The sequence below is a fragment of the Allorhizobium sp. GW101-3B10 genome, assembly GCF_059424725.1.
The window spans coordinates 2,471,402-2,494,312 of the sequence record NZ_JBWKZR010000001.1 but is presented as its reverse complement, the minus strand read 5'-3'; the positions used below and the strand labels follow the sequence as shown (position 1 = coordinate 2,494,312).

Sequence of the window (22,911 nt, the reverse complement as noted above, 5' to 3'; positions counted from 1 at the left end):
CTCCTGCCCCTCATCCGGCTGCCGCCACCTTCTCCCCGTAAACGGGGAGAAGGGACGTGCCGCACCGCCGTGGCTATTCCCTCTCCCCGGTTGCAGGGGGGTCCGAAGGACCCGTGGAGACAGGCGGCTCTGTGCCGGTAGGTCAGGGTGAGGGGCAAGTTAACGGTGGTCGGCAGGCGGCGTGGGGCGGCGCGCGGTATTGGCTTGCGATCTCCCGCCTCGAGGGGGAGATGCCCGGCGGGGCAGAGGGGGTATCGCTCCTCGCGCGGTGGCGGATCACCCCCCTCTGTCACTGCGTGACATCTCCCCGTCAAGGGGGGAGATCGGCGGGGAGGCGAGCGCCCGGCGACTTCAAGCTGAATCGGAAGATGAGGCCGTTGAAGCGGCACATGCAGGGCTTGAATCAGGCTGTGAGCAACGGGCCGCAAGCGATTCAATCGACTCGGGAAAACGCAGCCACTTGAAGTGCTGCGTAAAGCGGGTTGCGCAGGGGAAACCGCCCTGATTGCGGGCCGGACCGTGCGTCCGACTGCGAAGGTCGAGACGGCCTCGAACGGATCGAGGCGTCAGGGCCGGCGCGTGGCGCGGACTCTCGACTGATCCGTATAATAGCGATGGGGGATTAACAAATGACTGACTTCAGCCATGACGGCGGTCTGTGGAGCGCGCGCGTGATCGGGGCGGTGGCGGGGTCGGCGATCTCGCTCGTCTACCTTTTGCCGAAAGGCCGGCGCGAGGCGGCGATCCGGTTTCTGACCGGGGTCTGCTGCGGCATGATCTTCGGCGGGCCGGCGGGGCTGTGGATCGTGCGCAAGCTCGACGTGGCGGCCGGACTGTCGCCGCCGGAGACCATGCTCGCCGGCGCGACGGCGGCAAGCCTCACCGCCTGGTGGGGGCTCGGACTGCTGGTTCGGCTCTTCGCCCGCTACGGCCAGCGGCCGGGCGGTTGAGGGGGCTGTGAGACCTCACCCTCAGGCGGGAGCGCAGCGACCCTCGAAGGGGCCTGGCTGCAGACACGATTGCCATTGGTGATCCTTGCTCCTCATCCGCCTGCCGGCACCTTTGCCGGCCCTTCGCTTTGGCTCAGGGCGTTCGTCATTCGAAACGATTCACTGGATCGTTTCGTCGGCTTCGCCGACCATTCCTCACCCCGTTCTGACGGTGAGAAGGGACGAGTGGCACCGCCGGGGCCGTCCCGATCCTTCGAGGCCCCTTCGGGGCACCTCAGGATGAGGGCGGAGCGTGGCCCAGACAACCATCATTCATCACGAGGAGAATGCCATGCGCGCGCATCGCGGGCCTGTTTCGCTGACGGAAAAATTCGTCAACCTGACATTGAAGGGGGTGGAGGGCGACGGGTCGTTCTCGGGTTATGCCAGCCTGTTCGGCGAGGTCGATCTCGGGCGCGATGCGATCGAGCCGGGGGCCTTCGAGAAGTCGCTGGCAAAGCGCGGCGCCAAGGGGGTGCGCATGCTGTTCCAGCACGACCCGGCCGAGCCGATCGGCGCCTGGCGCGTGATCCGCGAGGATGCCCGCGGGCTCTATGTCGAGGGGCAGCTGTCATTTGGCGTGGCGCGGGCCCGCGAGGTGCATGCGCTGATGAAGTCGGGCGCGCTCGACGGGCTGTCGATCGGCTTTCGCACCGTGCGCTCGCGGTCCGACCGCAAGAGCGGCGTGCGCCGGATCATCGAGGCGGATCTCTGGGAGATCTCGGTGGTGACCTTCCCGATGCTGCCGGCGGCGCGGGTTTCGAACGTCAAGCATGCGCGGTTCTTCCGCGACAAGGAAACCGAGCTCGTCCGCGCCATGCGCCGGGCGGCGCGGACAATGGCCATGGATGTCTTCAGGAAAGGATGACAGATGAGCGATGCAGTGATGGACGAACAGACGGCCGGCGCCCCGCGCAAGCGGACGGCACCGGAGGTCAAGGCCGTGCCCGACAGCGTGACGGCGGCGTTCGAGGACTTCATGGGCGCCTTCGAGGCGTTCAAGGACGTCAACGATCGGCGGCTTGCCGAGATCGAGCAGAAGCTTTCCGCCGACGTGGTGACCCGCGACAAGATGGAGCGGATCAACAAGGCGATGGACGAGCAGGGCCGGATGCTCGACGAACTGGTGCTGAAGAAGATGCGGCCGCCGCTTGGCCGCGGCGGGGAGGCCGACGGGCCGGAGGCGGCCGAGCACAAGGCGGCCTTCGAGGCCTATATCCGCCGCGGCGACGAGGCGGGCCTGCGCGAGCTGGAGGCGAAGGCGATGAGCGCCGGCACGCCCGCCGACGGCGGCTATCTCGTGCCGCCGGAGACCGACACCGAGATCGGCCGCAGGCTCTCCGTCGTCTCGCCGATCCGGGCGCTGTCGACGGTCCGGCAGGTCTCGGGCTCGGTGCTGAAGAAGCCGTTCTCCCCGGGTGGCATGACCGCCGGCTGGGTGGCCGAGACCGCGGCGCGGCCGCAGACGGCGAGCGCCCAGCTTGCCGAACTCTCTTTCCCGACCATGGAACTCTATGCCATGCCGGCGGCAAGCCAGGCGCTGCTCGACGATGCGGCGGTCGATATCGAGGCCTGGATCGCCTCGGAAGTGGACATCGCCTTTGCCGAGCAGGAAGGCACGGCCTTCGTCTCCGGCGACGGGGTGAACAAGCCGAAGGGCTTTCTCGCCTATGACCAGGTGGCGGACGGCGCGTGGGAATGGGGCAAGATCGGCTATCTTGCGACCGGCGTGGCGGGCGGCTTTGCCGCCTCGGGGCCGTCGGACGTGCTGGTCGACCTGGTCTATGCGCTGAAAGCCGGGCACCGGCAGAATGCCAGCTTCGTCATGAGCCGCAAGACGCAAGGCGAGATCCGCAAGTTCAAGGATGCCGACGGCAACTATCTCTGGCAGCCGCCGGCCCGGCCGGGGGAGGCCGCCTCGCTGATCGGCTTTCCCGTGGCGGAGGCGGAAGACATGCCGGCGATCGCCGCCAATGCCACGGCGATCGCGTTTGGCGACTTCCGCTCGGGCTATCTGGTGGTCGACCGGGTCGGCGTGCGGGTGTTGCGCGATCCCTATTCGGCCAAGCCCTATGTGCTGTTCTACACCACCAAACGGGTGGGCGGCGGGGTGCAGAACTTCGAGGCGATCAAGCTGGTGAAGTTTGCGGCGAGCTGAGCTGCTGGGCCGGTTTGAGGCGTGCGGGGCGGGAGGCACCGTGCGGGGCGGTGCCCCTCACCCTGAGGTGGTCGAGCGTCAGCGAGACCCTCGAAGGGTCGAGGCCTGCCCCTCATCCGCCTGCCGGCACGTTTGCCGGCCCTTCGCTTAAGCTCAGGGCGTTCGTCATTCGAAACGATTCACTGGATCGTTTCGTCGGCTTCGCCACCATTCCTCACCGTCGGGACGGGGAGAAGGGACGTGGGCCACCGCCGTGGCCGCCCCGGATCCTTCGAGGCCCCTGCGGGGCACCTCAGGATGAGGGGTGGTACGGCCAAAGCTCCTCTTCTCCCCAGCGGGGAGAAGGTGGCGCGTAGCGCCGGATGAGGGGGGCGAAGCCACCTGATGTTGCGCACCAAGCCCCCTCATCGCCTCACTGCGTTCGGCACTTCTCCCCGCTGGGGAGAAGAGGGCTTCCACGAAGCGCCGGGGCCGCCCCGGATCCTTCGAGGCCCCTGCGGGGCACCTCAGGATGAGGGGGGGGAAGCGTGGTGCGGGCGCGCTCCCTCACGATGACAATCTGCGACTTGCCCCTTGTCAGCCTGCCTTTGCCCCTCATCCGCCTGCCGGCACCTTCTCCCCGTAAACGGGGAGAAGGGACCAAGAGGCACCGCCGTAGCCGTTCTCTCTCCCCGCCTGCGGGGAGAGGGTCAGGGTGAGGGGCAATTGTCGAGCGGCCGAGGCTCCTCTTCTCCCCAGCGGGGAGAAGGTGGCGCGCAGCGCCGGATGAGGGGGGGCGGAGCCACTTTATGTCGTCGCACTTGGCCCCCTCATCGCCTCATTGCATTCGGCACTTCTCCCCGCTGGGGAGAAGAGGGTTTCACGACGTGCCGGGCGCCATCGGACCCACCCGGGTAAGAGGCCCTGTTCCGGTCGCACCCCCCTCTGTCGGCTGCGCCGACATCTCCCCTCAAGGGGAGATCGCCCGAACTGTTCCGCTCTTTTCCAGTTCAATCCCGGGAGAAACTCATGACCCTATTTCCGACGGCGCCGCCGGTGGCCGAGGCGGTGACGCTGGCTGAGGCCAAGGCACATCTGCGCGTGGACGGCAATGACGAGGATGCGCTGATCGCACAGTTGATCACGGTGGCGCGCGAGCATATCGAGCGCGAGACGGGGCTGGTGCTGATCGCCGGCCCCTTTCGCCTCTGCCTCGACGACTGGCCGGCGGACGGCGTGATCCGCATCGGCCGCGGGCCGGTGCGCGAAGTGACCGGCGTGACCGTCTATGACGGCGAGGGCAGTCCTGCCGCCGTGTCGCTGGCCGACCATCTGCTGGACGGCGAGGCCCGGCCGGCGCGGCTGTGGCTGCGCGATCCGCCCGCACCGGGGCGGGCACTGAACGGCATCGAGATCGATTTCGTCGCCGGCTTCGGGCCGAGCGGCGCGGATGTGCCCGACACGCTGAAGCGGGCGATGCTGCTGCATGTGGCGGCGATGTTCTCGCTCCGCGGGGCGATCCCGGTCGCGGCGCAGCCGGCGGCGGTGCCGCCCGGCTATGAGCGGCTGATCGGACCCTTTTGCCGAAGGGGGCTCTGACCATGGGGCTCGTCGATTTCGACCCGGGGGCGCTGACGGCCAGGCTGAGGCTGGAGCGGCCGGTGGAAAGCCCGGACGGGCAGGGCGGCGCAACCGTCGGCTTCGAGACCGTCGCCGATCTCTGGGCGCGGATCGAGCCGCTCACGGCCGATGTCGAGGAGGTGGCAGCTGCGGGGCGGGTGATCGTCACGCACCATGCCTGGCTGCGTTTCCGCGCCGATGTGGCGACGGGCATGCGGCTGGTGAAAGGCACGCGGCGCTTCGCCATCGAGAGCGTGCGCGATCCCGACGAAACCGGGCGCTATCTCGTCTGTCGCTGCCGCGAGGACGGGCGATGAGGGCGGGGGTCCGGGCGTCGATGGCACGGACTGGCGAGGATCTGGGGGTGGCGTTGCGACGTGCGCTGACCAATGGGCTGGCGCGGCAGGTTGCTCGGCAGCTTGAGCAGGGCACGGCCGGGCAGACGCCGGACGTGCTCGTGCCGGGCGACGGGCTGGCATCCTCGGACGACGGCAGGTCCGTCGGGCGGGGCAAAGCCGGGTCCGTCGGCAAGGCCCGCAGCGGCATCAAGAAGAGCGAGGGCAGGCCATGAGCGGTGCCGTGAACGAGGTTCTGGCCGCCATCCAGGCGCGGCTGACCGCCGATGCGGGGCTTTCCGCCCTGATCGGCGCGTGCGGCATGCGCGACCGCAGGGCCGACCGGCTCGACCTGCCGGCGCTGGTGCTTTCGGCGGTCGAGTCCCGCGACTATTCGACGGCCAGCGAGGCAGGTCTCGAGATCCTGCTGACGCTCGAGGCCTGGTCGGCCGAGGGGCGGCGCGAGGTCGAGGCCATCGGCGAGACCGTGCGCGGCTTGCTGGACGACGCGGCGCCGGCATTGGCGGGCCACGCGCTGGTGAGCCTTCGCCATCGTCGGACGATCAGCCGGCGTGAGGCGAAGACGGGATTCTTCGTCGCCGAGATGGTCTTTCGGGCGGTGGTGGAGTGAAGCGTTGCCGGTATCCCATCTCTGATGTATGGTCAATGTCATTACAGTTGATGAGGCCTGCCGATGGTTGCACTGAAGAAGACGGAAACGGTGAACATCCGCATCGACGCCTCGACGCGCGACCTGATCGCGCGCGCGGCGGAGGTTTCCGGAAAGTCGGTGACGGCCTTCATGACGGAGGCGGCCCAGGCAGCGGCCGAGCGCGAATTGCTGGAGCAACGTTTCTTCCGCGTCGATGCCGAAATATTCGGTGCGATCGATGACATGCTCGGGCAGGAGGGCAAGGTGAATGAGGGGCTGCGCGGGCTGTTGCACGCGCGCCCCGCCTGGCTCGACTGAAGCATGTATCGGCGCCCGGCACCCTTGGCCGACAGGCATATCCTGGATGGCTTCGACAGTGGCCGGCCCTCGCTCGATGCGTTTCTCGTCGACATGGCCCGCTTCAACCATCAGCAGGGCTATGCGCGAACCACCGTGATCGCCGACGGGGATTTGCGGGTTGTCGCCTACCATGCCCTGTGTGCCGGCGTGATTTCGCGGGACGCCGCACCGCGCGGGGTGAAGGCCCATGGTGCGCCGGCGGATATACCGGTGGCCTTGCTGGCGCGGCTCGCTGTCGATCGGCGTCACCAAGGCAAGGGACTGGGCGCGGCGCTGCTGCAGAATGTGCTTCTCTCCGTCATCGCGGCATCGGAAAGGGTGGCCTTCCGCGCCGTCATGGTGCACGCGCTGGACGATGCGGCGATCGGCTTTTACAGCCGCTACGGCTTCCGCCCCGCAAGGGGCCTTGAGCGCACCTTGCTCCTGCCGGTGCAGGATATTGTCGCCTCCTTTAGCGGCGTCGACCCCGCCGGCTGACGATTCCATACCAATCTGCACATGCTTCCAGGCGTCCTTCGGGGCGCCTTTTCGTTTTGGTTCTGAAAGGATTTCGACATGGTGGCACAGAAGGGCAAGGACCTGCTTTTGAAGGTCCAGGACGGGGCGGGTTTCGGGACGGTGGCGGGGCTGCGGTCCAAGCGGCTTTCCTTCAACGCCCAGACCGTCGACGTGACCGATGCGGAGAGCGTCGGGCGCTGGCGCGAGCTTCTGGGCGGGGCCGGCGTGCAGCGCGCCGCACTCTCGGGCGCCGGCCTGTTCAAGGACCAGGCCTCGGATGCGCGGGTGCGCAGCGCCTTCTTTGCCGGCGACATTCTCACCTGGCAGGTGGTGATCCCGGATTTCGGCACGGTGAACGGGCCGTTCCAGGTCACCGCGCTCGAATATGCCGGCGCGCATGACGGCGAACTGACCTTCGAGATCGCGCTGGAATCGGCCGGCGCGCTTTCCTTCGCGGCGCTGTGATGCGCGGCGGGGGCGAGGGGTTTGGTGCGCTGGGCCGGGCCAACCGGCGGCGCGGCGAGGTCGAGGCGGTGATCGGCGGGGAACGCCGGATCCTTTGCCTGACGCTGGGCGCGCTCGCCGAACTGGAGACGGCCTTCGGGGCGGAAAGCCTGGCCGATCTCGGCCAGCGCTTTGCCGCAGGTCGGCTGAAGGCGGCCGATCTGATGCGCATCCTCGGGGCGGGCCTGCGCGGCGGCGGCAACCGGCTGCGCGACGAGGACCTGGCGGAGATGACGGTCGAGGGCGGGATCGCCGGGGCGGCGGCGGTGGTGCGCGACCTGCTGGTCGTGACCTTTGCGCCGGACCAGATGGCCGGCGCGGGGGCGGTGACGGCGGACCCTTGAGGGCCGCAGGCTGCGAGGCGGCGACGGCGCGGGCCTTCCCCTGGGAGGCGGTGCTCGATGCCGGGCTTTGCCGTCTGCGGCTCCATCCGCATGTGTTCTGGGGTTTGAGCCTCGTCGAGTTTGCCGCCATGGCCGGGGCATTCGCACCGCGGACGGCACGGCTTTCGCGGGCCGGGCTCGAGGGCTTGATGCGGGACTATCCGGACGTGGCGGATGGAGGCTCACCCCCCTCTGTCACTGCGTGACATCTCCCCCTCAAGGGGGAGATCGGGCTGCGGCGTGCCGCGCCGGCCCCTCACCCTGAGGTGGGAGCGCAGCGACCCTCGAAGGGTCCAGGCCTGCCCCCTCATCCGTCTGCCGGCACCTTCTCCCCGCTTGCGGGGAGAAGGGACGTGCGGCGGCGTGTGGGCGGCCTCGATCCTTCGAGGCCCCTGCGGGGAGAGGGTCAGGGTGAGGGGCAATTCGTTCCCCATCTGCGAGGGCGAAGCGTGGGCAGACACGCGTCTGTACCCGAACGACATGCCGATCAGCGTAGCGGACGCCAGTCGCTAGAGACTGCCGGGGGCGAAGTGCGGGCTCTGCTGGCCAAAGTGCCGCTGACGCAGGGACCTTCTCCCCACCCATCCATTCCCATCAAACATCCACAAAAGGGAGAGCGAGATGCTCGAGGCGAAGCAGTGGTACCAGTCGAAGACGGTGTGGGGCGCGGTGATTGCGATGGCGGCGCCGCTTCTGAAGCATGTGGGTGTCGAAATGGGGCTTGCCGAACAGGCCGACCTCGCCGATGCTCTGGCGACGCTCGCCGGTGCGTTGGGCGGGGTGCTGGCGATCTATGGGCGGGTCAAGGCGACGCGGTCCATCGGTCCCGGCGCCGGGCGCAATTGAAGCGAGCATTCATTTGCCATTCAGAAGGCATGCGATAGATAGTCAGCAAGAGTTCAAGTTGTGCGGAAGAAAAAGCAATGGCATCGATCATGATCATCGCGGGCCTGGCGGCCGGAATGGCGGCTTCGCCTGTACCGGACAGCCTCGGCATCGGTGCCATGACGGGGCCGATCGTGCTGGCGCAGGCGCAGAGCGGCGACAATGGCGGCTCGGACGGCGGCGTCGACTGCCGCAGCGCGGCCTACCGGGCTGTCGAGGAAGTCGGCGGCCAGTTGCTCTCCGTGCGCCAATCCGGCAATGAATGTGTCATCACGGTCCTGATTCCGGGCAGTGGAAACGAACGCCCGCGCAAGGTCACGATGCGGGTTTCCAGCTGATTGCCGCCGCGGCCCTGGCTGCGGCGTACGGCATTTCGAAGAGGGGCGTGAAAGATGCGCATTCTGGTCGTCGAGGACGATGTCAACCTCAACCGGCAGCTCGTCGAAGCGCTGCAGGAGGCCGGCTACGTCGTCGACAAGGCTTTCGACGGCGAGGAAGGCCATTTTCTCGGCGATACCGAGCCCTATGACGCCGTCATCCTCGACATCGGCCTGCCGGAAATGGACGGCATCACGGTGCTGGAAAAGTGGCGCACCGCCGGCCGCGTCATGCCGGTCCTGCTGCTGACCGCCCGCGACCGCTGGAGCGACAAGGTCGCCGGCATCGACGCCGGCGCCGACGACTATGTCGCCAAACCCTTCCATCTCGAGGAAGTGCTGGCCCGCATAAGGGCACTGATCCGCCGCGCGGCCGGACACGCATCCTCCGAGATCACCTGCGGCCCGGTCCGGCTCGACACCAAGAGCTCCAAGGCGAGCGTCGACGGCAAGGCCTTGAAGCTCACCTCGCACGAATACCGCCTCCTGTCTTACCTCATGCATCACATGGGCGAGGTGGTGTCGCGCACCGAACTGGTCGAGCATCTCTACGATCAGGATTTCGACCGTGATTCCAACACGATCGAAGTCTTCGTCGGCCGGTTGCGCAAGAAGATCGGCATCGACATGATCGAGACCGTGCGCGGCCTCGGTTATCGCATCCAAGCCCCGCAAGAGGCCAAATGATTCCCGTCTCCCGGTCGCTGACCGTCCGCGTGCTGCTTCTGGCCACGCTGTGGTCGGCGGCCTCGCTCGTCACCATCGCGCTGGTGATCTCGGCCTTCTATCGCCAGGGGGTGGAGCGCGGCTTCAACAATCTCCTGCGCGCCCAGCTCTACAACGTCATCAATTCCGTCTCGATCGGCGACGGCGACAGCCTGTCCGGCAGCCCGGAACTCGGCGACCTGCGCTTTTCCCAGCCGGAGACCGGCTGGTACTGGCTGGTCGAGCCGCTCGGTGACTTCGCCGCCGCCCCCCTTGCCTCGACCTCGCTCGGCATGGCCGAACTCGCCGTTCCGAGCCTCGAACAGGTGCCGTTTGACGAGCATTACGAGCGCTTCTATCCGATGGTCGACGCGGTCGGGAACAAGCTGCTGGTCGCCGAAACCGAAGTCGTGCTTGACGGCGGCGACCGGGCGGCGCGGTTTCGCGTGTCCGGCAATCTCGACGTGGTCGAGGAGGAGATCGGCTTTTTCTCCACCCGGCTCTATGCCGGGCTCGCGCTGTTCGGCTTCGGCGGCCTGGTGGTCAACGGCCTTGCCATTCTCTACGGCCTGAAGCCGCTCGACCGGGCGCGCCGGGCGCTGGAGAAGATCCGCGGCGGCGAGGCCGAGCGGATCGAGGGCGACTATCCGCGCGAAATCCAGCCGCTGGCCACCGAGATCAATGCGCTGATCGAAAGCAACCGGCGCATCGTCGAGCGCGCCCGCATGCAGGTCGGCAATCTCGCCCATTCGCTGAAGACGCCGATCGCCGTTCTGCTCAACGAGGCGCGCGGGCTCGACAAGGCGCAGGCCGAGGTAGTCCGCAGCCAGGCGGAGGCCATGCAGGCGCAGGTGGCGAGCTATCTCAACCGCGCGCGCATCGCCGCCCAGCGCGATTCGGTGCTGGCGCGCTGCGAGGCGGAGCCGGTTCTGGAGAGGCTGGTGCGGGTGATGCGAAGGCTCAACCCGCAGATCGATTTCACGCTCGACGTGGCCCAGGGCCTGGCCTTTGCCATGGAACAGCAGGACGTCGAGGAAACGGTCGGCAACCTCCTGGAAAACGCGGCGCGGTTTGCCAGGGCCCGCGTCGCGGTCATGGTCACGCCTGCGGCCCACGAACCGGAGTCGGCGGGCGAGGGCGCGCGCCGCGGATGGATCGAGGTGACGGTGGAGGACGACGGTCCGGGCCTGGCGCCAGAGCAGATCGGCGAGGCGCTGAAGCGCGGCAAGCGGCTCGACGAGAGCAAGCCCGGCACCGGGCTCGGCCTGTCGATCGTCAAGGAAATTTCCAGCGAATATCAGGGGGCTTTCGGCCTTTCGCGCGCGCCGATCGGCGGCCTCAAGGCGGCTCTTGTGTTGCCGGCTGTGACGCGGGACACTGTATAATCAATTTTGTTGTGAAAAAACAATGGCGGCCATAAAGATGCCATGTGGGTGCCGCAGCAGGGTAAGGACAGACGTGATGATCTATCGTTCCGATGACGGGACTGGGGCTGTTCCTATGGGTGTTTCCCGCTTTCGGGGCGCGGCAGTGATCGCGCTGGCCGCATTCGCACTTTCCGCCTGCACGACGAGCGGCGGGTCGAAGGGCGGGCTTTTGTCCTCGGGCAAGCCCAATCCCTCGGCGCTCTACATCTCGGCCCTGCAGGGCGGCATCGTCGCGCGCACCGGCGTGAAGCTGTCGGACAGCGAATTGCAGCGCGCGCTCGAAGCCGAATATCGGGCGCTCGAGGCGGCACCGGGCTTCCAGCCGGTCGCCTGGGCGGGCCAGAATGTCAGCGGCCAGGTGGTTGCCGCCGCTCCCTACCAGGTCGGCCAGCAGAACTGCCGCCAGTATGTCCACAAGCTGAACGACAAGGGCCGGCAGATCGAGGCACGCGGTGCGGCCTGCCGCAATTCGAACGGCACCTGGACGCCCTTGACGTAAGTCAAGGCTGAGGGTCGCCTGCTCACCTACGGATCGGCTTGCGGCCAAACGCCTCAACTTTGCGTCATCCGCCGTTTGTTTGTGGCGTCGAGCCTCGGCTTGCAGTAATTGGGCATCATGTTGTTCTGGATCGTATCTGCCTTGTTGACGGTGGCGGTTGCCGTCGCCCTCCTGTTGCCGCTCCTCAAAGGGGCGGCGCCCGCGCCTGTCGACGATGTCGGCGAAGCCGCCGTCTACCGCGACCAGCTCAAGGAACTCGAGCGCGACAAGGCCGCCGGCCTGATCTCCACCGAAGATGCCGGCTATGCCCGCGCCGAAATCGGCCGCCGCCTGCTGGCGATGTCGGGCGAGGGGACGAAGACCGTCGACGCGGCGAGGGCCAAGGGCCTGAACGCCCTGTCGCAGGCCTTCATCATTCTCTGTCTGCCCGCCATCGCGCTTGGGCTCTACCTGAAGACGGGCAGCCCCGACATGCCGGCGGCGCCGCTCGCCGCGCGGCTGGAGAACCCCGGCAACAATATCGAGCTGCTGGTCGCCAAGGTCGAGCGCCATCTGGCGGAAAACCCCAATGACGGCTCCGGCTGGGACGTTCTGGCGCCGATCTACTTCAAGATGCAGCGTCTCGGCGACGCCGAACTGGCCTTTCGCAACGCGATCCGCCTGCAGGGCACCAACCCGGCGCGGATGAACGGGCTCGGCGAAGTGCTGATGGCCGGAAACGACGGCATCGTCACCGACGACGCGCGCGCCGCCTTCGAAGAGGCGCTGCGCCTCGATGCCAAGGACCCGCGGGCGCGCTTCTACCTGGCGCTGTCGCTCGAACAGGGCGGCAAGAGGCAGGAGGCGCTCGCCGACTTCCAGGCGCTCGCCAAGGATTCCCCGGCCGATGCGCCGTGGCTGCCGCTGGTGCAGGAGCATATCGCCGCCAATTCCGGCGGTGCGCCGGTCGCAGGCTTGCCGGCCCAGTCCAAGGCTCCGGGTGGCCCGACCGCCGGTGACGTGGAGGCCGCCGCCGGCATGTCGGCGACCGATCGCAACGCGATGATCCGCGGCATGGTCGAGGGGCTGGATGCCAAGCTGAAACAGGACCCGAACAATTTCGAAGGCTGGATGCGCCTCGTTCGCTCCTATGCGATGCTGAACGAGCCGGACAAGGCGATCGCCGCGCTGAAGTCGGCGCTGGTCGCCTTTCCGCCCGAAGAGGTTCAGGGCAAGCAATTGATCGGCGTCGGCCGCGAACTCGGCCTGCCGGTGGAGGAGGCGTTGAAATGACCCGCAAGCAGAAACGACTGGCCGTGATCGCCGGCGGCATGAGCTTCATCATCGCCGCGGTTCTCCTGGTGATGTTCGCCTTCGGCCAGTCCGTCGCCTATTTCTACATGCCCGCCGATCTGGAAAAGACGGCGGTCGGCCCCGGCACCCGCATCCGCCTCGGCGGCCTCGTCGAGGAGGGGTCGGTTGTGCGCGGCGAGGGCTCGACGGTCAAGTTCTCCGTGACCGACGGCACCGCGACCGTTCCCGTCACCTATGTCGGCATCCTGCCGGACCTGTTCCGGGAGGGGCAGGGCGTGGTGACCGAGGGCAAGTTCGATGCCGGCAGCACCATCTTTTCCGCCGACAGCGTGCTGGCCAAGCATGACGAGAACTACATGCCGAAGGAAGTCGCCGACCGTCTGAAGAAGGACGGCGTCTGGCAGGAGGAAAAGACCCAATGATCATCGAACTCGGCCACTATGCCCTGGTGCTGGCGCTGGCCGCATCGATCATCATCGCCATCCTGCCGGTGATCGGCGCCAAGCGCGGCGACGCCGCCCTGATGGCGGTCGCCGTGACCGGGACCATGGCGCAGTTCCTGCTGGTCGCCTTCTCCTTCTCCGCGCTGACCTGGGCCTATGTGGTCTCCGACTTCTCGGTGCAGAACGTCTGGGAGAACTCCCATTCGATGATGCCGACGATCTATCGCTACTCAGCGGTCTGGGGCAATCACGAAGGTTCGATGATGCTCTGGCTGTTGATCCTGACCCTGTTTTCCGCGCTTGTCGCCTTCTTCGGCGCCAACCTGCCGGACCGGCTGAAGGCCAATGTGCTGGCCGTGCAGGCGTGGATCTCCTCGGCCTTCCTGCTGTTCATCCTGCTGACCTCCAACCCCTTCATCCGTCTGTCGCCGATCCCGGCCGAGGGCAAGGACCTGAACCCGATCCTGCAGGACGTCGGCCTCGCCATCCATCCGCCGCTGCTCTATCTCGGCTATGTCGGCTTCTCCGTCTGCTTCTCCTTTGCCATCGCCGCCCTGATCGACGGCCGCATCGACGCCGCCTGGGCGCGCTGGGTGCGGCCCTGGACGCTCGCTGCCTGGACCTTCCTCACCGCCGGCATCGCCATGGGCTCCTACTGGGCCTATTACGAACTCGGCTGGGGCGGCTGGTGGTTCTGGGATCCGGTCGAGAACGCCTCCTTCATGCCCTGGCTTGCCGGCACGGCGCTCCTGCATTCCGCACTCGTCATGGAAAAGCGCGATGCGCTGAAGATCTGGACGGTGCTGCTCGCCATCCTCACTTTCTCGCTATCGCTGCTCGGCACCTTCCTAGTGCGCTCGGGCGTGCTGACCTCGGTCCATGCCTTCGCCACCGATCCGAGCCGCGGCATCTTCATCCTCGGCATCCTGACCTTCTTCATCGGCGGCGCCTTCGCGCTGTTCGCCTTCCGCGCGCCGCTGCTGAAGTCGGGCGGTCTCTTCCATCCGATCTCGCGCGAAGGCGCGCTCGTCCTCAACAACCTGATCCTGACGGTATCGACGGCGACCGTGCTGATCGGCACGCTCTATCCGCTGCTGCTGGAAACCCTGACGGGCGAGAAGATCTCGGTCGGCGCGCCGTTCTTCAACCTGACCTTCGGCCTGTTGATGGCGCCGCTTCTCGTCGCCGTGCCCTTCGGGCCGATGCTCGCCTGGAAACGCGGAGATCTCTACGCGGCGATGCAGCGGCTCTATGTGGCGGCCGGGATCGCCTTCGTGCTCGCCGTGGCGCTCTACTATGTCGAGAATGGCGGACCGGTGCTGGCCGTCTTCGGGCTTGCCGCCGGTTTCTTCCTGGTCTTCGGCGCGCTCTCCGACCTCTGGTACCGCGCCGGCTTCGGCAAGATGGCGACCGGCGTGGCGCTGCGCCGCCTGAACGGTCTGCCGCGCTCGGCGATCGGCACGGCGCTCGCCCATTTCGGCCTCGGCGTGACCGTGCTCGGCATCGTCGCGGTGACCACCTTCGAGACCGAGACCGTCGTCGAGATGAAGCCCGGCATGACGGTCGAGGCAGGTGGCTACACCGTCACCTTCGACGGCATGAAGTCGGCCGTCGGCCCGAACTTCACCGAGGATCGCGGTCACTTCACCATTCGCGAGGCCGGTGTCGACAAGGGCGACGTCTGGTCGTCGAAGCGGCTTTACACGGCGCGGCGCATGCCGACGACCGAGGCCGGCATCCGCACCTTCGGCGTCAGCCAGCTCTATGTCTCGCTCGGCGACATGATGGACGACGGCGGCATCGTCGTGCGCATCTGGTGGAAGCCTTACATCCTGTGCATCTGGTACGGCGCGCTGATCATGATGGTCGCCGGCTTCGTCTCGCTCTCCGACCGCAGGCTGCGCGTCGGCGTGCCGAAGCGGCATGCCAAGACGGCGGCACCTGGGGCGCTGGAGGCGGCGGAATGAGGTCGGCTGTTCTCAAAGGAAAAAAAACCTCCCCAACCCCTCCCCACAAGGGGGAGGGGCTTTTCCGTCTCAGCCGGCTGTCAACGGGGGCGCGAAGCCTTGCCGCGCGTCTTCTCCCCCCTTGTGGGGGAGATGGCCGGCAGGCCAGAGGGGGTTTTGGTTCGTTCCTCCTGATTCTTTTCCTCCTCGCCCCCCTTCCGGCTCTCGCCGTCGATCCGAGCGAGAGGCTGGCCGATCCGAAGCTGGAGCAGCGGGCGCGGGATCTCTCGGCCAATCTGCGCTGCATGGTCTGCCAGAACCAGTCGATCGACGATTCGAATGCCGATCTGGCGCGTGACCTGCGCGTTCTGGTGCGTGAGCGCATCATGTCCGGAGACAGCGACGAGCAGGTCATCAACTACGTCGTGTCGCGCTACGGCGAGTTCGTGCTGTTGAAACCGCGGCTGTCGGCCAAGACGCTGATCCTGTGGGGCGCACCGGCATTCCTGCTGGTGATCGGGCTGGGCGTCGCCATCGTCTATGCCCGCGGGCGCAGCCGGCCGGAGCCGAAGAGGCTGTCCGACGAGGAAGAGGCCCGTCTCGGCAAGCTGCTCGACGAGTGATCCGGCACCCGCGCGAAAACACCCCTAAAGATTACCAATATTTCATCTGCCGTACAGTTCGCAGTAAGGTGACACGCCCTATATCTTCATCATCCACCGCCTCCGCCGGACGTTCCGGCTCCAGTCAGTAAACAGATGAAGGTAGAACTCATGTCCGCACAAATCGGCCGTTCCAAGCTGAAGACGATCCTGAAGAACTCGACCGCCGCGGGTCTTGCAGCGGTCATGCTGGCCGGCGCATTTCCGCTCGCCGCAGCCCCCGCCTATGCCGAACCCGTCAAGGTCGAGGCGGCCCAGGTGCCGAGCTTCGCCGACGTGGTCGAAGCCGTGTCGCCGGCCGTCGTCTCGGTCCGCGTCCAGTCCAATGTCGAGCAGACCTCCGACCAGAGCAATTTTTCCTTCGGCTTCGGCGGCCAGGGCTTCGAAGACCTGCCGGACGATCATCCGCTGAAGCGCTTCTTCAAGGAGTTCGGCGGCCCGGACGGCGAGCAGTTCGGCCAGCGTGGGCCTGATCGCATGCCGCATGGCCGCGGCGACGGCAAGGGCCGCCTGCGCCCGACCTCGCAGGGCTCCGGCTTCTTCATCTCCGAGGACGGCTATATCGTCACCAACAACCATGTCGTCGACGACGGCGCCGCCTTCACCGTCGTGATGAACGACGGCAAGGAACTCGACGCCAAGCTGGTCGGCAAGGACAGCCGCACCGACCTCGCGCTCTTGAAGGTCGAGAACCCGAAGCAGAAGTTCACCTATGTCGATTTCGCCGAGGACGAGAACATGCGCGTCGGCGACTGGGTCGTGGCCGTCGGCAATCCGTTCGGCCTGGGCGGCACGGTGACCGCCGGCATCATCTCGGCCCGCGGCCGTGACATCGGCTCCGGTCCCTATGACGACTACATCCAGATCGACGCCGCCGTGAACCGCGGCAATTCCGGTGGCCCGGACTTCAACCTGGCCGGCGAAGTGGTCGGCATCAACACCGCGATCTTCTCGCCCTCGGGCGGCAATGTCGGCATCGCCTTCGCCATCCCGGCCTCGGTCGCCAAGGACGTCATCGCCAAGCTCAAGGACGGCGGCACCGTCGAACGCGGCTGGCTCGGCGTGCAGATCCAGCCCGTGACCCAGGACATCGCCGACTCGCTCGGCCTGTCGGAAGCGAGCGGCGCGCTGGTCGTCGCCCCGCAGGAAGGTTCGCCGGGCGGCAAGGCCGGCATCAAGCAGGGTGACGTCGTCACCGCCGTCAACGGCGAGCCGGTCAAGGATCCGCGCGATCTCGCCAAGCGCATCGCCGCGTTCAAGCCGGGCACCACAGTCGACGTGTCGCTGTGGCGCGAAGGCAAGGCGACGAGCGTCAAGGTCGAACTCGGCGAACTGCCGAGCGAGCAGGCGATGGCCGGTCCCGAAAGCCAGAACGGCGACACGCCCCAGGCTCCGGCAACCGAACAGGCGCTGGCCGGAATGGGCCTCTCGGTCACTCCGGCCGAAGACGGCAAGGGCCTGACCATCGTCGACGTCGATCCGGACTCGGATGCCGCCGACAAGGGCATGAAGGCCGGCGAGAAGATCACCTCGGTCAACAACCAGGCGGTGGTGAGCGCCGCCGACGTGCTGAAGGTGCTCGAACAGGCGAAGAAGGACGGCCGCACCAAGGCGCTGTTCCAGATCGAATCCGAGAACGGCAGCCGCTTCGTGGCACTGCCGATCGTCCAGGGCTAAAGGCGAAAGCCTGACCCGATCGGGGCGCCGCGGTCCTTGGCGACGCGGCGCCCCTTTCTCTTTTGAACGAAAGGGCTCCAACATGAACACCGGGCAGGGCGATGCGCCGCAGCCGGGCGATTCCGGTTGTGCGCAGGGCATGGCCGGCGGTAATGTCCCGCACATGAAGATACTTGTTATTGAAGACGATCTCGAAGCCGCCGCCTACATCACCAAGGCCTTCCGCGAGGCCGGAATTGTCGCCGATCACGCCAGCGACGGCGAGAGCGGTCTCTTCATGGGCTCAGAGAACGGCTATGACGTCATGGTCGTCGACCGCATGCTGCCACGCCGCGACGGCCTCTCCGTCATCAGCGAACTGCGCAAGCGCGGCGTCGACACCCCGGTGCTGATTCTCTCCGCCCTGGGTCAGGTGGACGACCGCGTCACGGGCCTTCGCGCCGGCGGCGACGACTATCTGCCGAAACCCTATGCCTTTTCCGAACTCCTGGCGCGTGTCGAGGTGCTGGGGCGCCGCAAGGGCAAGCCCGAGCAGGACATGGCCTACCGGGTCGGCGATCTCGAGCTCGACCGGCTGTCGCACGAGGTGCGCCGCGCCGGCAAGGAGATCCTGCTACAGCCGCGCGAATACCGTCTGCTCGAATATCTGATGAAGAATGCCGGCCAGGTGGTGACCCGCACCATGCTGCTCGAAAACGTCTGGGACTATCATTTCGACCCGCAGACCAACGTCATCGACGTGCATGTTTCGCGGCTGCGCTCGAAGATCGAGAAGGATTTCGACAAGCCGCTGCTGAAGACGGTGCGCGGCGCGGGCTACATGATCAAGGACGAGGCCTGAGCCCGCCATGAATGCCCGCGCCAAGCTCCTTTTCAAGTCGACCGCGGTCCGGCTGTCGGCACTCTATATCGCCTTGTTCGCCCTCTGCGCGGCACTTCTGGTCATCTATGTGACGGCCATGTCCGAGCGCATCCTCTACGTCCAGACGCGCGAGACGCTGAAGGAGGAAGTCGAGGAGATCGAGACCGCCTTCGAGCGCGGCGGCATCAACCGCCTGCTCGGGCTGATGGAGCGCCGCGCCCGCCAGCCCGGCGCCAACCTCTACGTCATCGCCGGCCCGAACGGCGAGATCCTCGCCGGCAACGTCGCTTCCGTGGAGCCGGGCCTGTTCGACCAGGAGGGCTGGACCGACCACCCGTTCCGCTACGAGCGCTACAACGAGAGCGGCGACGTGCAGCGGCATGTGGCGGCGGGCCATGTCTTCTTCCTCGACAACAAGCTCAGGGTGCTGGTCGGCCGCGACCTCGGCGAGCCGAGCAAGCTGCGGCTCCTGGTGCGCCAGGCGCTGATGGTGGCGCTTGCCATCATGGGGTTAGGCGCCGTCATCATCTGGTTTGCCATCGGCCGCAATGCCTTGAGGCGCATCGACCGGGTCTCGGCGGCGAGCAAGAAGATCATGGCGGGCGATCTCTCGCAGCGTCTTCCGGTGTCCGGATCGGGCGACGAATTCGACCGGCTGTCCTCCTCGCTCAACGAGATGCTCGGCCGGATCGAGAAGCTGAACGAGGGCCTGCGCCAGGTTTCCGACAATATCGCCCACGACCTGAAAACGCCGCTGACACGCCTGCGCAACAAGGCTTCCGATGCGCTGGCCGAGGACGACGAGACGGCGCGGCGCGCGGCGCTCGAAGGCATCATCACCGAGTCCGACCAGCTGATCCGCACCTTCAACGCGCTGCTGATGATCAGCCGCGTCGAGGCCGGCTCGATCGCCGCCGAGCTGTCCGACATCGATCTCTCGGCGATTGCGGCCGACAGTGCCGAACTCTACGAGCCGGTGGCCGAGGAGGCGGGGCTGGAACTGGAAACGCGGATCGCGCCGGGCCTGTCGGTCAGGGGCAACCGCGAGCTGGTGGGCCAGGCGCTGTCCAACCTGATCGACAACGCCATCAAGTATGGTGCGACGGCCGAGGGCGAGCAGAAGATCGTCGTGACGGTCGCCAAGGTCGGAGGGGCGTTGCAGCTGTCCGTCGCCGATAACGGCCCGGGCATCGACGCCGACAAGCGCGAGGCCGTGGTGAAGCGCTTCGCCCGTCTCGACGCCAGCCGCAGCAAGCCCGGCACCGGGCTTGGCCTGTCCCTGGTCGAGGCGATCATGGCGCTGCATGGCGGGCGGCTGGAGCTTTCCGACACGAACCCGGAAGGCGGCGCCTCGCGCGGCCTGATCGCCAGCATGGTCTTTCCCGGCCAGAAGGCCTGAGGCAGGCCGTCCCTTCCGCCAAGTCGCCCACCCATTCGAAGAAGACCTGCGCCGGCGAACAGCCGCACCCGGACGGCGAGCATGGCCTTTGCCGGCCATAGCGCCTAACTTCCCAAGGGACGGCGAGATTCGCTAAGAATGATCTTGCGAACGGCGCGCGCGGAGGCTGGCGATGAACGAGACGACGACGAAAAGGCTGGCCGAGGTCGCGGACGGGGTGATCCGCCCGCTCAACCTGACGGAACAGAAGTCGGTCGTCTCGTTGCTCAAGGATGCCGCCAAGCACCAACCGGCGATTGCCGATCTGCTGGCAACCGAAGGCCCGCTCAAAGCCTTCGTCACGGCAGCGCTCTCCCTTTCGCCCTATCTGCGCGACATGGCCATGCTCGATCCGGCGACGCTGGCGCTGGCGCTGGAGGAGCCGATCGAACCGCTGCTGGACGGGCTCGTTGCGGATGCGCGCAATGCCTGGCGCGGCGAGGACGACGGACCGCTGGCCGGCGAAGCCCAGGTGATGACACGACTGAGGGTCGCCAAGCGCAAGCTCTCCTTCATCACGGCGCTCGCCGATCTCGCCCGCATCTTCGACGCCCGCGATACGACCCGCTGGCTGTCCGCCATGGCCGACGCCTGCGTCGCCGCCGCCATCGACCATCTGCTGCTCGCCGGAGAAGACACGGGCAAGCTCAAGCTCGCCGACCGGCAGGCGCCCTCGCTCGGCAGCGGGCTGATCGTGCTCGGCATGGGCAAGCTCGGCGCCTGCGAACTCAACTATTCCTCCGACATCGACCTCGTCGTCTTCTTCGAGGCGGAAGCCGGCATCCTCGTTTCCCCCGAGGATGCGACCGAGACCTATGGCCGCATGATGCGCCGTCTCGTGCGCATCCTGCAGGACCGCACCGGCGACGGCTATGTCTTCCGCACCGACCTGAGGCTCCGTCCCGATCCGGGCTCGACGCCGCTCGCCGTGCCGGTCGAGGCGGCGCTGCTCTATTACGAGGGCAGGGGGCAGAACTGGGAGCGCGCCGCCTATATCAAGGCGCGGCCGGTGGGCGGCGATCTGAAGGCCGGGCAGAACTTCCTGCGCGAACTCGTGCCCTTCGTCTTCCGCAAATATCTCGACTATGCGGCGATCGCCGACATCCATTCGATCAAGCGGCAGATCCATGTGCACAAGGGGCACGGTGCGATCGCGGTGAAGGGCCACAATGTCAAGCTCGGCCGCGGCGGCATCCGCGAGATCGAGTTCTTCGCCCAGACCCAGCAGCTGATCGCCGGCGGGCGCATGCCGGAACTGAGGCTGCGTCCGACCGAGGCGGCCTTGCACGCCCTGACCGTCGCCCGGTGGATCGACGCGGCGACCCGCGACGAACTGATCGAAGCCTACTGGTTCCTGCGCGATGTCGAGCACCGCATCCAGATGGTGCATGACGAGCAGACCCATCTCCTGCCGGAGACCGAACCAGAACTGCGCCGTATCGCCTACATGGCGGGCTTTGGCGACACGACGGGCTTTTCCACCCGACTGGAAAGCGTGCTGAAGACCGTCGAGCGCCGCTATGCGCGGCTGTTCGAGCAGGAGGAGGTCCTGTCCTCGGCCTCGGGCAATCTCGTCTTCACCGGCCAGAAGGATGATCCCGACACGCTGAAGACGCTGAAGGGGCTCGGCTTCGAGCGGCCGGAGGATATTTCCCGCGTCATCCGCACCTGGCACTATGGCCGCTACCGCGCCACGCAATCGGTCGAGGCGCGCGAGCGGCTGACGGAACTGACGCCGCAGCTTTTGAAGACCTTCGGCGAGAGCCGGCGGGCCGACGAGGCACTGCTGCGCTTCGACAGCTTCATTTCCGGCCTGCCGGCCGGTATCCAGCTCTTTTCCCTGCTCACCAGCAATCCGGCCCTGCTTGACCTGATCGTCAACATCATGTCGTCGGCGCCGCGGCTGGCCGAGATCATCGCCCGGCGCCCGCATGTGTTCGACGGCATGCTCGATCCCGGGCTGATGGTCGAACTGCCGACGCGCGACTATCTGGCAAAGCGGCTCTCGTCCTTCCTCGGCGGCAGCCGGCACTATGAGGAAATCCTCGACCGGCTGCGCATCTTCGCCGCCGAGCAGCGCTTCCTGATCGGCATCCGGCTCTTGACCGGCACGATCGGCGGCGCCCAGGCCGGCCATGCCTTCACCGACCTCGGCGGCCTCGTCATCGACGAAGCGCTGAAGGCGGTGATTGCGGAAATGGAGGCGGCCCATGGCCGTATCCCCGGTGGCCGCGTGGCGCTCGCCGGCATGGGCAAGCTTGGCTCCTTCGAGCTGACGGCAGGCTCCGACGTCGACCTGATCCTGCTTTACGAGCATGACGACGACGCGGTGGAATCGAATGGCGGCAAACCGCTCGATCCGGTGCGCTATTTCACGAGGCTCACCCAGCGGCTGATTGCGGCATTGTCAGCGCCGACTGCGGAAGGCGTGCTCTACGAGGTCGATATGCGGCTTCGGCCCTCCGGCAACAAGGGGCCTGTCGCCACACGGCTCCGTGCCTTCGCCCGCTACCAGCGCGAGGAGGCCTGGACCTGGGAGCATATGGCGCTGTCCCGGGCGCGCATGATCTCCGGCGATCAGAGCCTGATCGCCGAAGCGGAGACGATCATCAAGGAGGTGCTGGCGGCACCTGGTGATCAGGCGAAGATCGTCAAGGACGTCCTGGAGATGCGCTCGCTGATCGAACAGGAGAAGCCGCCGAGGGACATATGGGACGTCAAGCTCATTCCCGGCGGCCTGATCGATATCGAATTCATCGCGCAATATCTGGCCCTGGTGGCCCCTTCGAAGGGTCACCGCATTCGCACCAACGAGCTGTCCACGGCGGACGCGCTGAAGGCGCTCGGCGAACTGATCGACCCGAATGACCTCGACACCTGCCTGACGGCGCTGAAGCTCTACACCGATCTCTCGCAGGTTATCCGCCTTTGCATTGATGGCGCGTTCGAACCGCAGTCCGTTCCGGCAGGCCTCGTCGACCTCGTTGCCCGTGCCGGCGAGAGCCCCGACCTGAAGGCGGTAGAGGCCGAGCTGAAGCGCCTGTCGAAGGCGGTGAGGAGAGTGTTTTCCAAGGTTGTAGTGGGGTCAGGATGACCTAGAAGTGGAGAAGACCCTCCACATGTTGAATTTAATATCAAGAATCCATGATTTAGTAATTAATGATTAAGCATCATTGCGGATGTTACCTCCATCGACCAACCATCAAACAGTCTATCGGT

General features: G+C 66.7%; 25 protein-coding genes. All 25 read left to right on the top strand.

Annotated elements, in window-relative coordinates:
• Positions 1-629: 629 nt before the first annotated feature.
• A complete protein-coding gene (locus AC07Y0_RS12330; RefSeq protein ID WP_498677613.1) occupies positions 630-950 on the top strand; it encodes a DUF6107 family protein in 321 nt (106 codons plus the stop codon).
• A gap of 331 nt (positions 951-1,281) precedes the next feature.
• Positions 1,282-1,857: an HK97 family phage prohead protease gene (locus AC07Y0_RS12325; RefSeq protein WP_498680225.1), complete on the top strand. Its 576-nt coding sequence runs from the start codon at positions 1,282-1,284 to the stop codon at positions 1,855-1,857.
• A 3-nt stretch (positions 1,858-1,860) separates the two neighbouring features.
• Positions 1,861-3,147 carry a phage major capsid protein gene (locus tag AC07Y0_RS12320; RefSeq protein ID WP_498677611.1) on the top strand — a complete coding sequence of 429 codons (1,287 nt, stop codon included), beginning with the start codon at positions 1,861-1,863 and terminating at the stop codon, positions 3,145-3,147.
• 1,008 nt (positions 3,148-4,155) lie between these two features.
• Positions 4,156-4,725 carry a head-tail connector protein gene (locus AC07Y0_RS12315; protein WP_498677610.1) on the top strand — a complete coding sequence of 190 codons (570 nt, stop codon included), beginning with the start codon at positions 4,156-4,158 and terminating at the stop codon, positions 4,723-4,725.
• Between the two features lie 2 nt (positions 4,726-4,727).
• A complete protein-coding gene (locus AC07Y0_RS12310) occupies positions 4,728-5,063 on the top strand; it encodes a phage head closure protein (RefSeq protein WP_498677608.1) in 336 nt (111 codons plus the stop codon).
• A 20-nt stretch (positions 5,064-5,083) separates the two neighbouring features.
• The gene (locus AC07Y0_RS12305; RefSeq protein WP_498677607.1) at positions 5,084-5,317 is read left to right on the top strand and encodes a hypothetical protein; all 234 of its coding nucleotides are present in this window, start codon (positions 5,084-5,086) and stop codon (positions 5,315-5,317) included.
• The gene (locus AC07Y0_RS12300; RefSeq protein ID WP_498677604.1) at positions 5,314-5,712 is read left to right on the top strand and encodes a DUF3168 domain-containing protein; all 399 of its coding nucleotides are present in this window, start codon (positions 5,314-5,316) and stop codon (positions 5,710-5,712) included. Before AC07Y0_RS12305 ends, AC07Y0_RS12300 begins: the two co-directional genes overlap by 4 nt.
• 90 nt (positions 5,713-5,802) lie before the next feature.
• Positions 5,803-6,051 carry a type II toxin-antitoxin system TacA family antitoxin gene (locus tag AC07Y0_RS12295; protein ID WP_454745191.1) on the top strand — a complete coding sequence of 83 codons (249 nt, stop codon included), beginning with the start codon at positions 5,803-5,805 and terminating at the stop codon, positions 6,049-6,051.
• Between the two features lie 24 nt (positions 6,052-6,075).
• Complete coding sequence (locus AC07Y0_RS12290) at positions 6,076-6,570, top strand: GNAT family N-acetyltransferase (RefSeq protein WP_498677602.1); 495 nt, start codon at positions 6,076-6,078, stop codon at positions 6,568-6,570.
• 78 nt (positions 6,571-6,648) lie between these two features.
• A complete protein-coding gene (locus AC07Y0_RS12285) occupies positions 6,649-7,056 on the top strand; it encodes a phage major tail protein, TP901-1 family (RefSeq protein WP_498677601.1) in 408 nt (135 codons plus the stop codon).
• Positions 7,056-7,439, top strand: coding sequence for a gene transfer agent family protein (locus tag AC07Y0_RS12280; RefSeq protein WP_498677600.1), 384 nt, complete (start codon positions 7,056-7,058; stop codon positions 7,437-7,439). The genes AC07Y0_RS12285 and AC07Y0_RS12280 overlap by 1 nt, the downstream gene beginning before the upstream one ends.
• The gene (locus AC07Y0_RS12275; RefSeq protein ID WP_498677598.1) at positions 7,436-7,684 is read left to right on the top strand and encodes a rcc01693 family protein; all 249 of its coding nucleotides are present in this window, start codon (positions 7,436-7,438) and stop codon (positions 7,682-7,684) included. Before AC07Y0_RS12280 ends, AC07Y0_RS12275 begins: the two co-directional genes overlap by 4 nt.
• Positions 7,685-8,099: 415 nt before the next feature.
• Positions 8,100-8,324, top strand: a complete 225-nt coding sequence (locus tag AC07Y0_RS12270) for a hypothetical protein (protein ID WP_498677597.1) — start codon at positions 8,100-8,102, stop codon at positions 8,322-8,324.
• 77 nt (positions 8,325-8,401) lie between these two features.
• Positions 8,402-8,701 (top strand): hypothetical protein, encoded by a 300-nt coding sequence (locus AC07Y0_RS12265; protein WP_454745202.1) that lies wholly within the window; start codon positions 8,402-8,404, stop codon positions 8,699-8,701.
• Positions 8,702-8,755: 54 nt separating this feature from the next.
• Positions 8,756-9,427 (top strand): response regulator, encoded by a 672-nt coding sequence (locus AC07Y0_RS12260; RefSeq protein ID WP_498677596.1) that lies wholly within the window; start codon positions 8,756-8,758, stop codon positions 9,425-9,427.
• Positions 9,424-10,830: an ATP-binding protein gene (locus AC07Y0_RS12255; RefSeq protein ID WP_498677594.1), complete on the top strand. Its 1,407-nt coding sequence runs from the start codon at positions 9,424-9,426 to the stop codon at positions 10,828-10,830. The genes AC07Y0_RS12260 and AC07Y0_RS12255 overlap by 4 nt, the downstream gene beginning before the upstream one ends.
• A 115-nt stretch (positions 10,831-10,945) precedes the next feature.
• Positions 10,946-11,371 (top strand): hypothetical protein, encoded by a 426-nt coding sequence (locus tag AC07Y0_RS12250; RefSeq protein WP_454748768.1) that lies wholly within the window; start codon positions 10,946-10,948, stop codon positions 11,369-11,371.
• A 117-nt stretch (positions 11,372-11,488) separates the two neighbouring features.
• On the top strand, positions 11,489-12,643 hold the full coding sequence (ccmI, locus tag AC07Y0_RS12245) for a c-type cytochrome biogenesis protein CcmI (RefSeq protein WP_498677592.1): 1,155 nt from the start codon (positions 11,489-11,491) through the stop codon (positions 12,641-12,643).
• Entirely contained in the window at positions 12,640-13,086 is a 447-nt protein-coding gene (gene ccmE / locus AC07Y0_RS12240; protein WP_498677590.1) for a cytochrome c maturation protein CcmE, read from the top strand. The genes ccmI and ccmE overlap by 4 nt, the downstream gene beginning before the upstream one ends.
• Entirely contained in the window at positions 13,083-15,074 is a 1,992-nt protein-coding gene (locus AC07Y0_RS12235; RefSeq protein WP_498677588.1) for a heme lyase CcmF/NrfE family subunit, read from the top strand. Before ccmE ends, AC07Y0_RS12235 begins: the two co-directional genes overlap by 4 nt.
• A gap of 170 nt (positions 15,075-15,244) precedes the next feature.
• Positions 15,245-15,676, top strand: coding sequence for a cytochrome c-type biogenesis protein (locus tag AC07Y0_RS12230; RefSeq protein WP_498680224.1), 432 nt, complete (start codon positions 15,245-15,247; stop codon positions 15,674-15,676).
• Positions 15,677-15,826: 150 nt separating this feature from the next.
• Positions 15,827-17,392 (top strand): Do family serine endopeptidase, encoded by a 1,566-nt coding sequence (locus AC07Y0_RS12225; protein WP_498677585.1) that lies wholly within the window; start codon positions 15,827-15,829, stop codon positions 17,390-17,392.
• Positions 17,393-17,531: 139 nt separating this feature from the next.
• Positions 17,532-18,233, top strand: a complete 702-nt coding sequence (locus tag AC07Y0_RS12220) for a response regulator transcription factor (RefSeq protein ID WP_169734068.1) — start codon at positions 17,532-17,534, stop codon at positions 18,231-18,233.
• A 7-nt stretch (positions 18,234-18,240) separates the two neighbouring features.
• Complete coding sequence (locus AC07Y0_RS12215) at positions 18,241-19,653, top strand: sensor histidine kinase (protein ID WP_498677584.1); 1,413 nt, start codon at positions 18,241-18,243, stop codon at positions 19,651-19,653.
• 172 nt (positions 19,654-19,825) lie between these two features.
• Positions 19,826-22,786, top strand: a complete 2,961-nt coding sequence (locus AC07Y0_RS12210) for a bifunctional [glutamine synthetase] adenylyltransferase/[glutamine synthetase]-adenylyl-L-tyrosine phosphorylase (protein WP_498677582.1) — start codon at positions 19,826-19,828, stop codon at positions 22,784-22,786.
• Positions 22,787-22,911 lie beyond the last annotated feature (125 nt).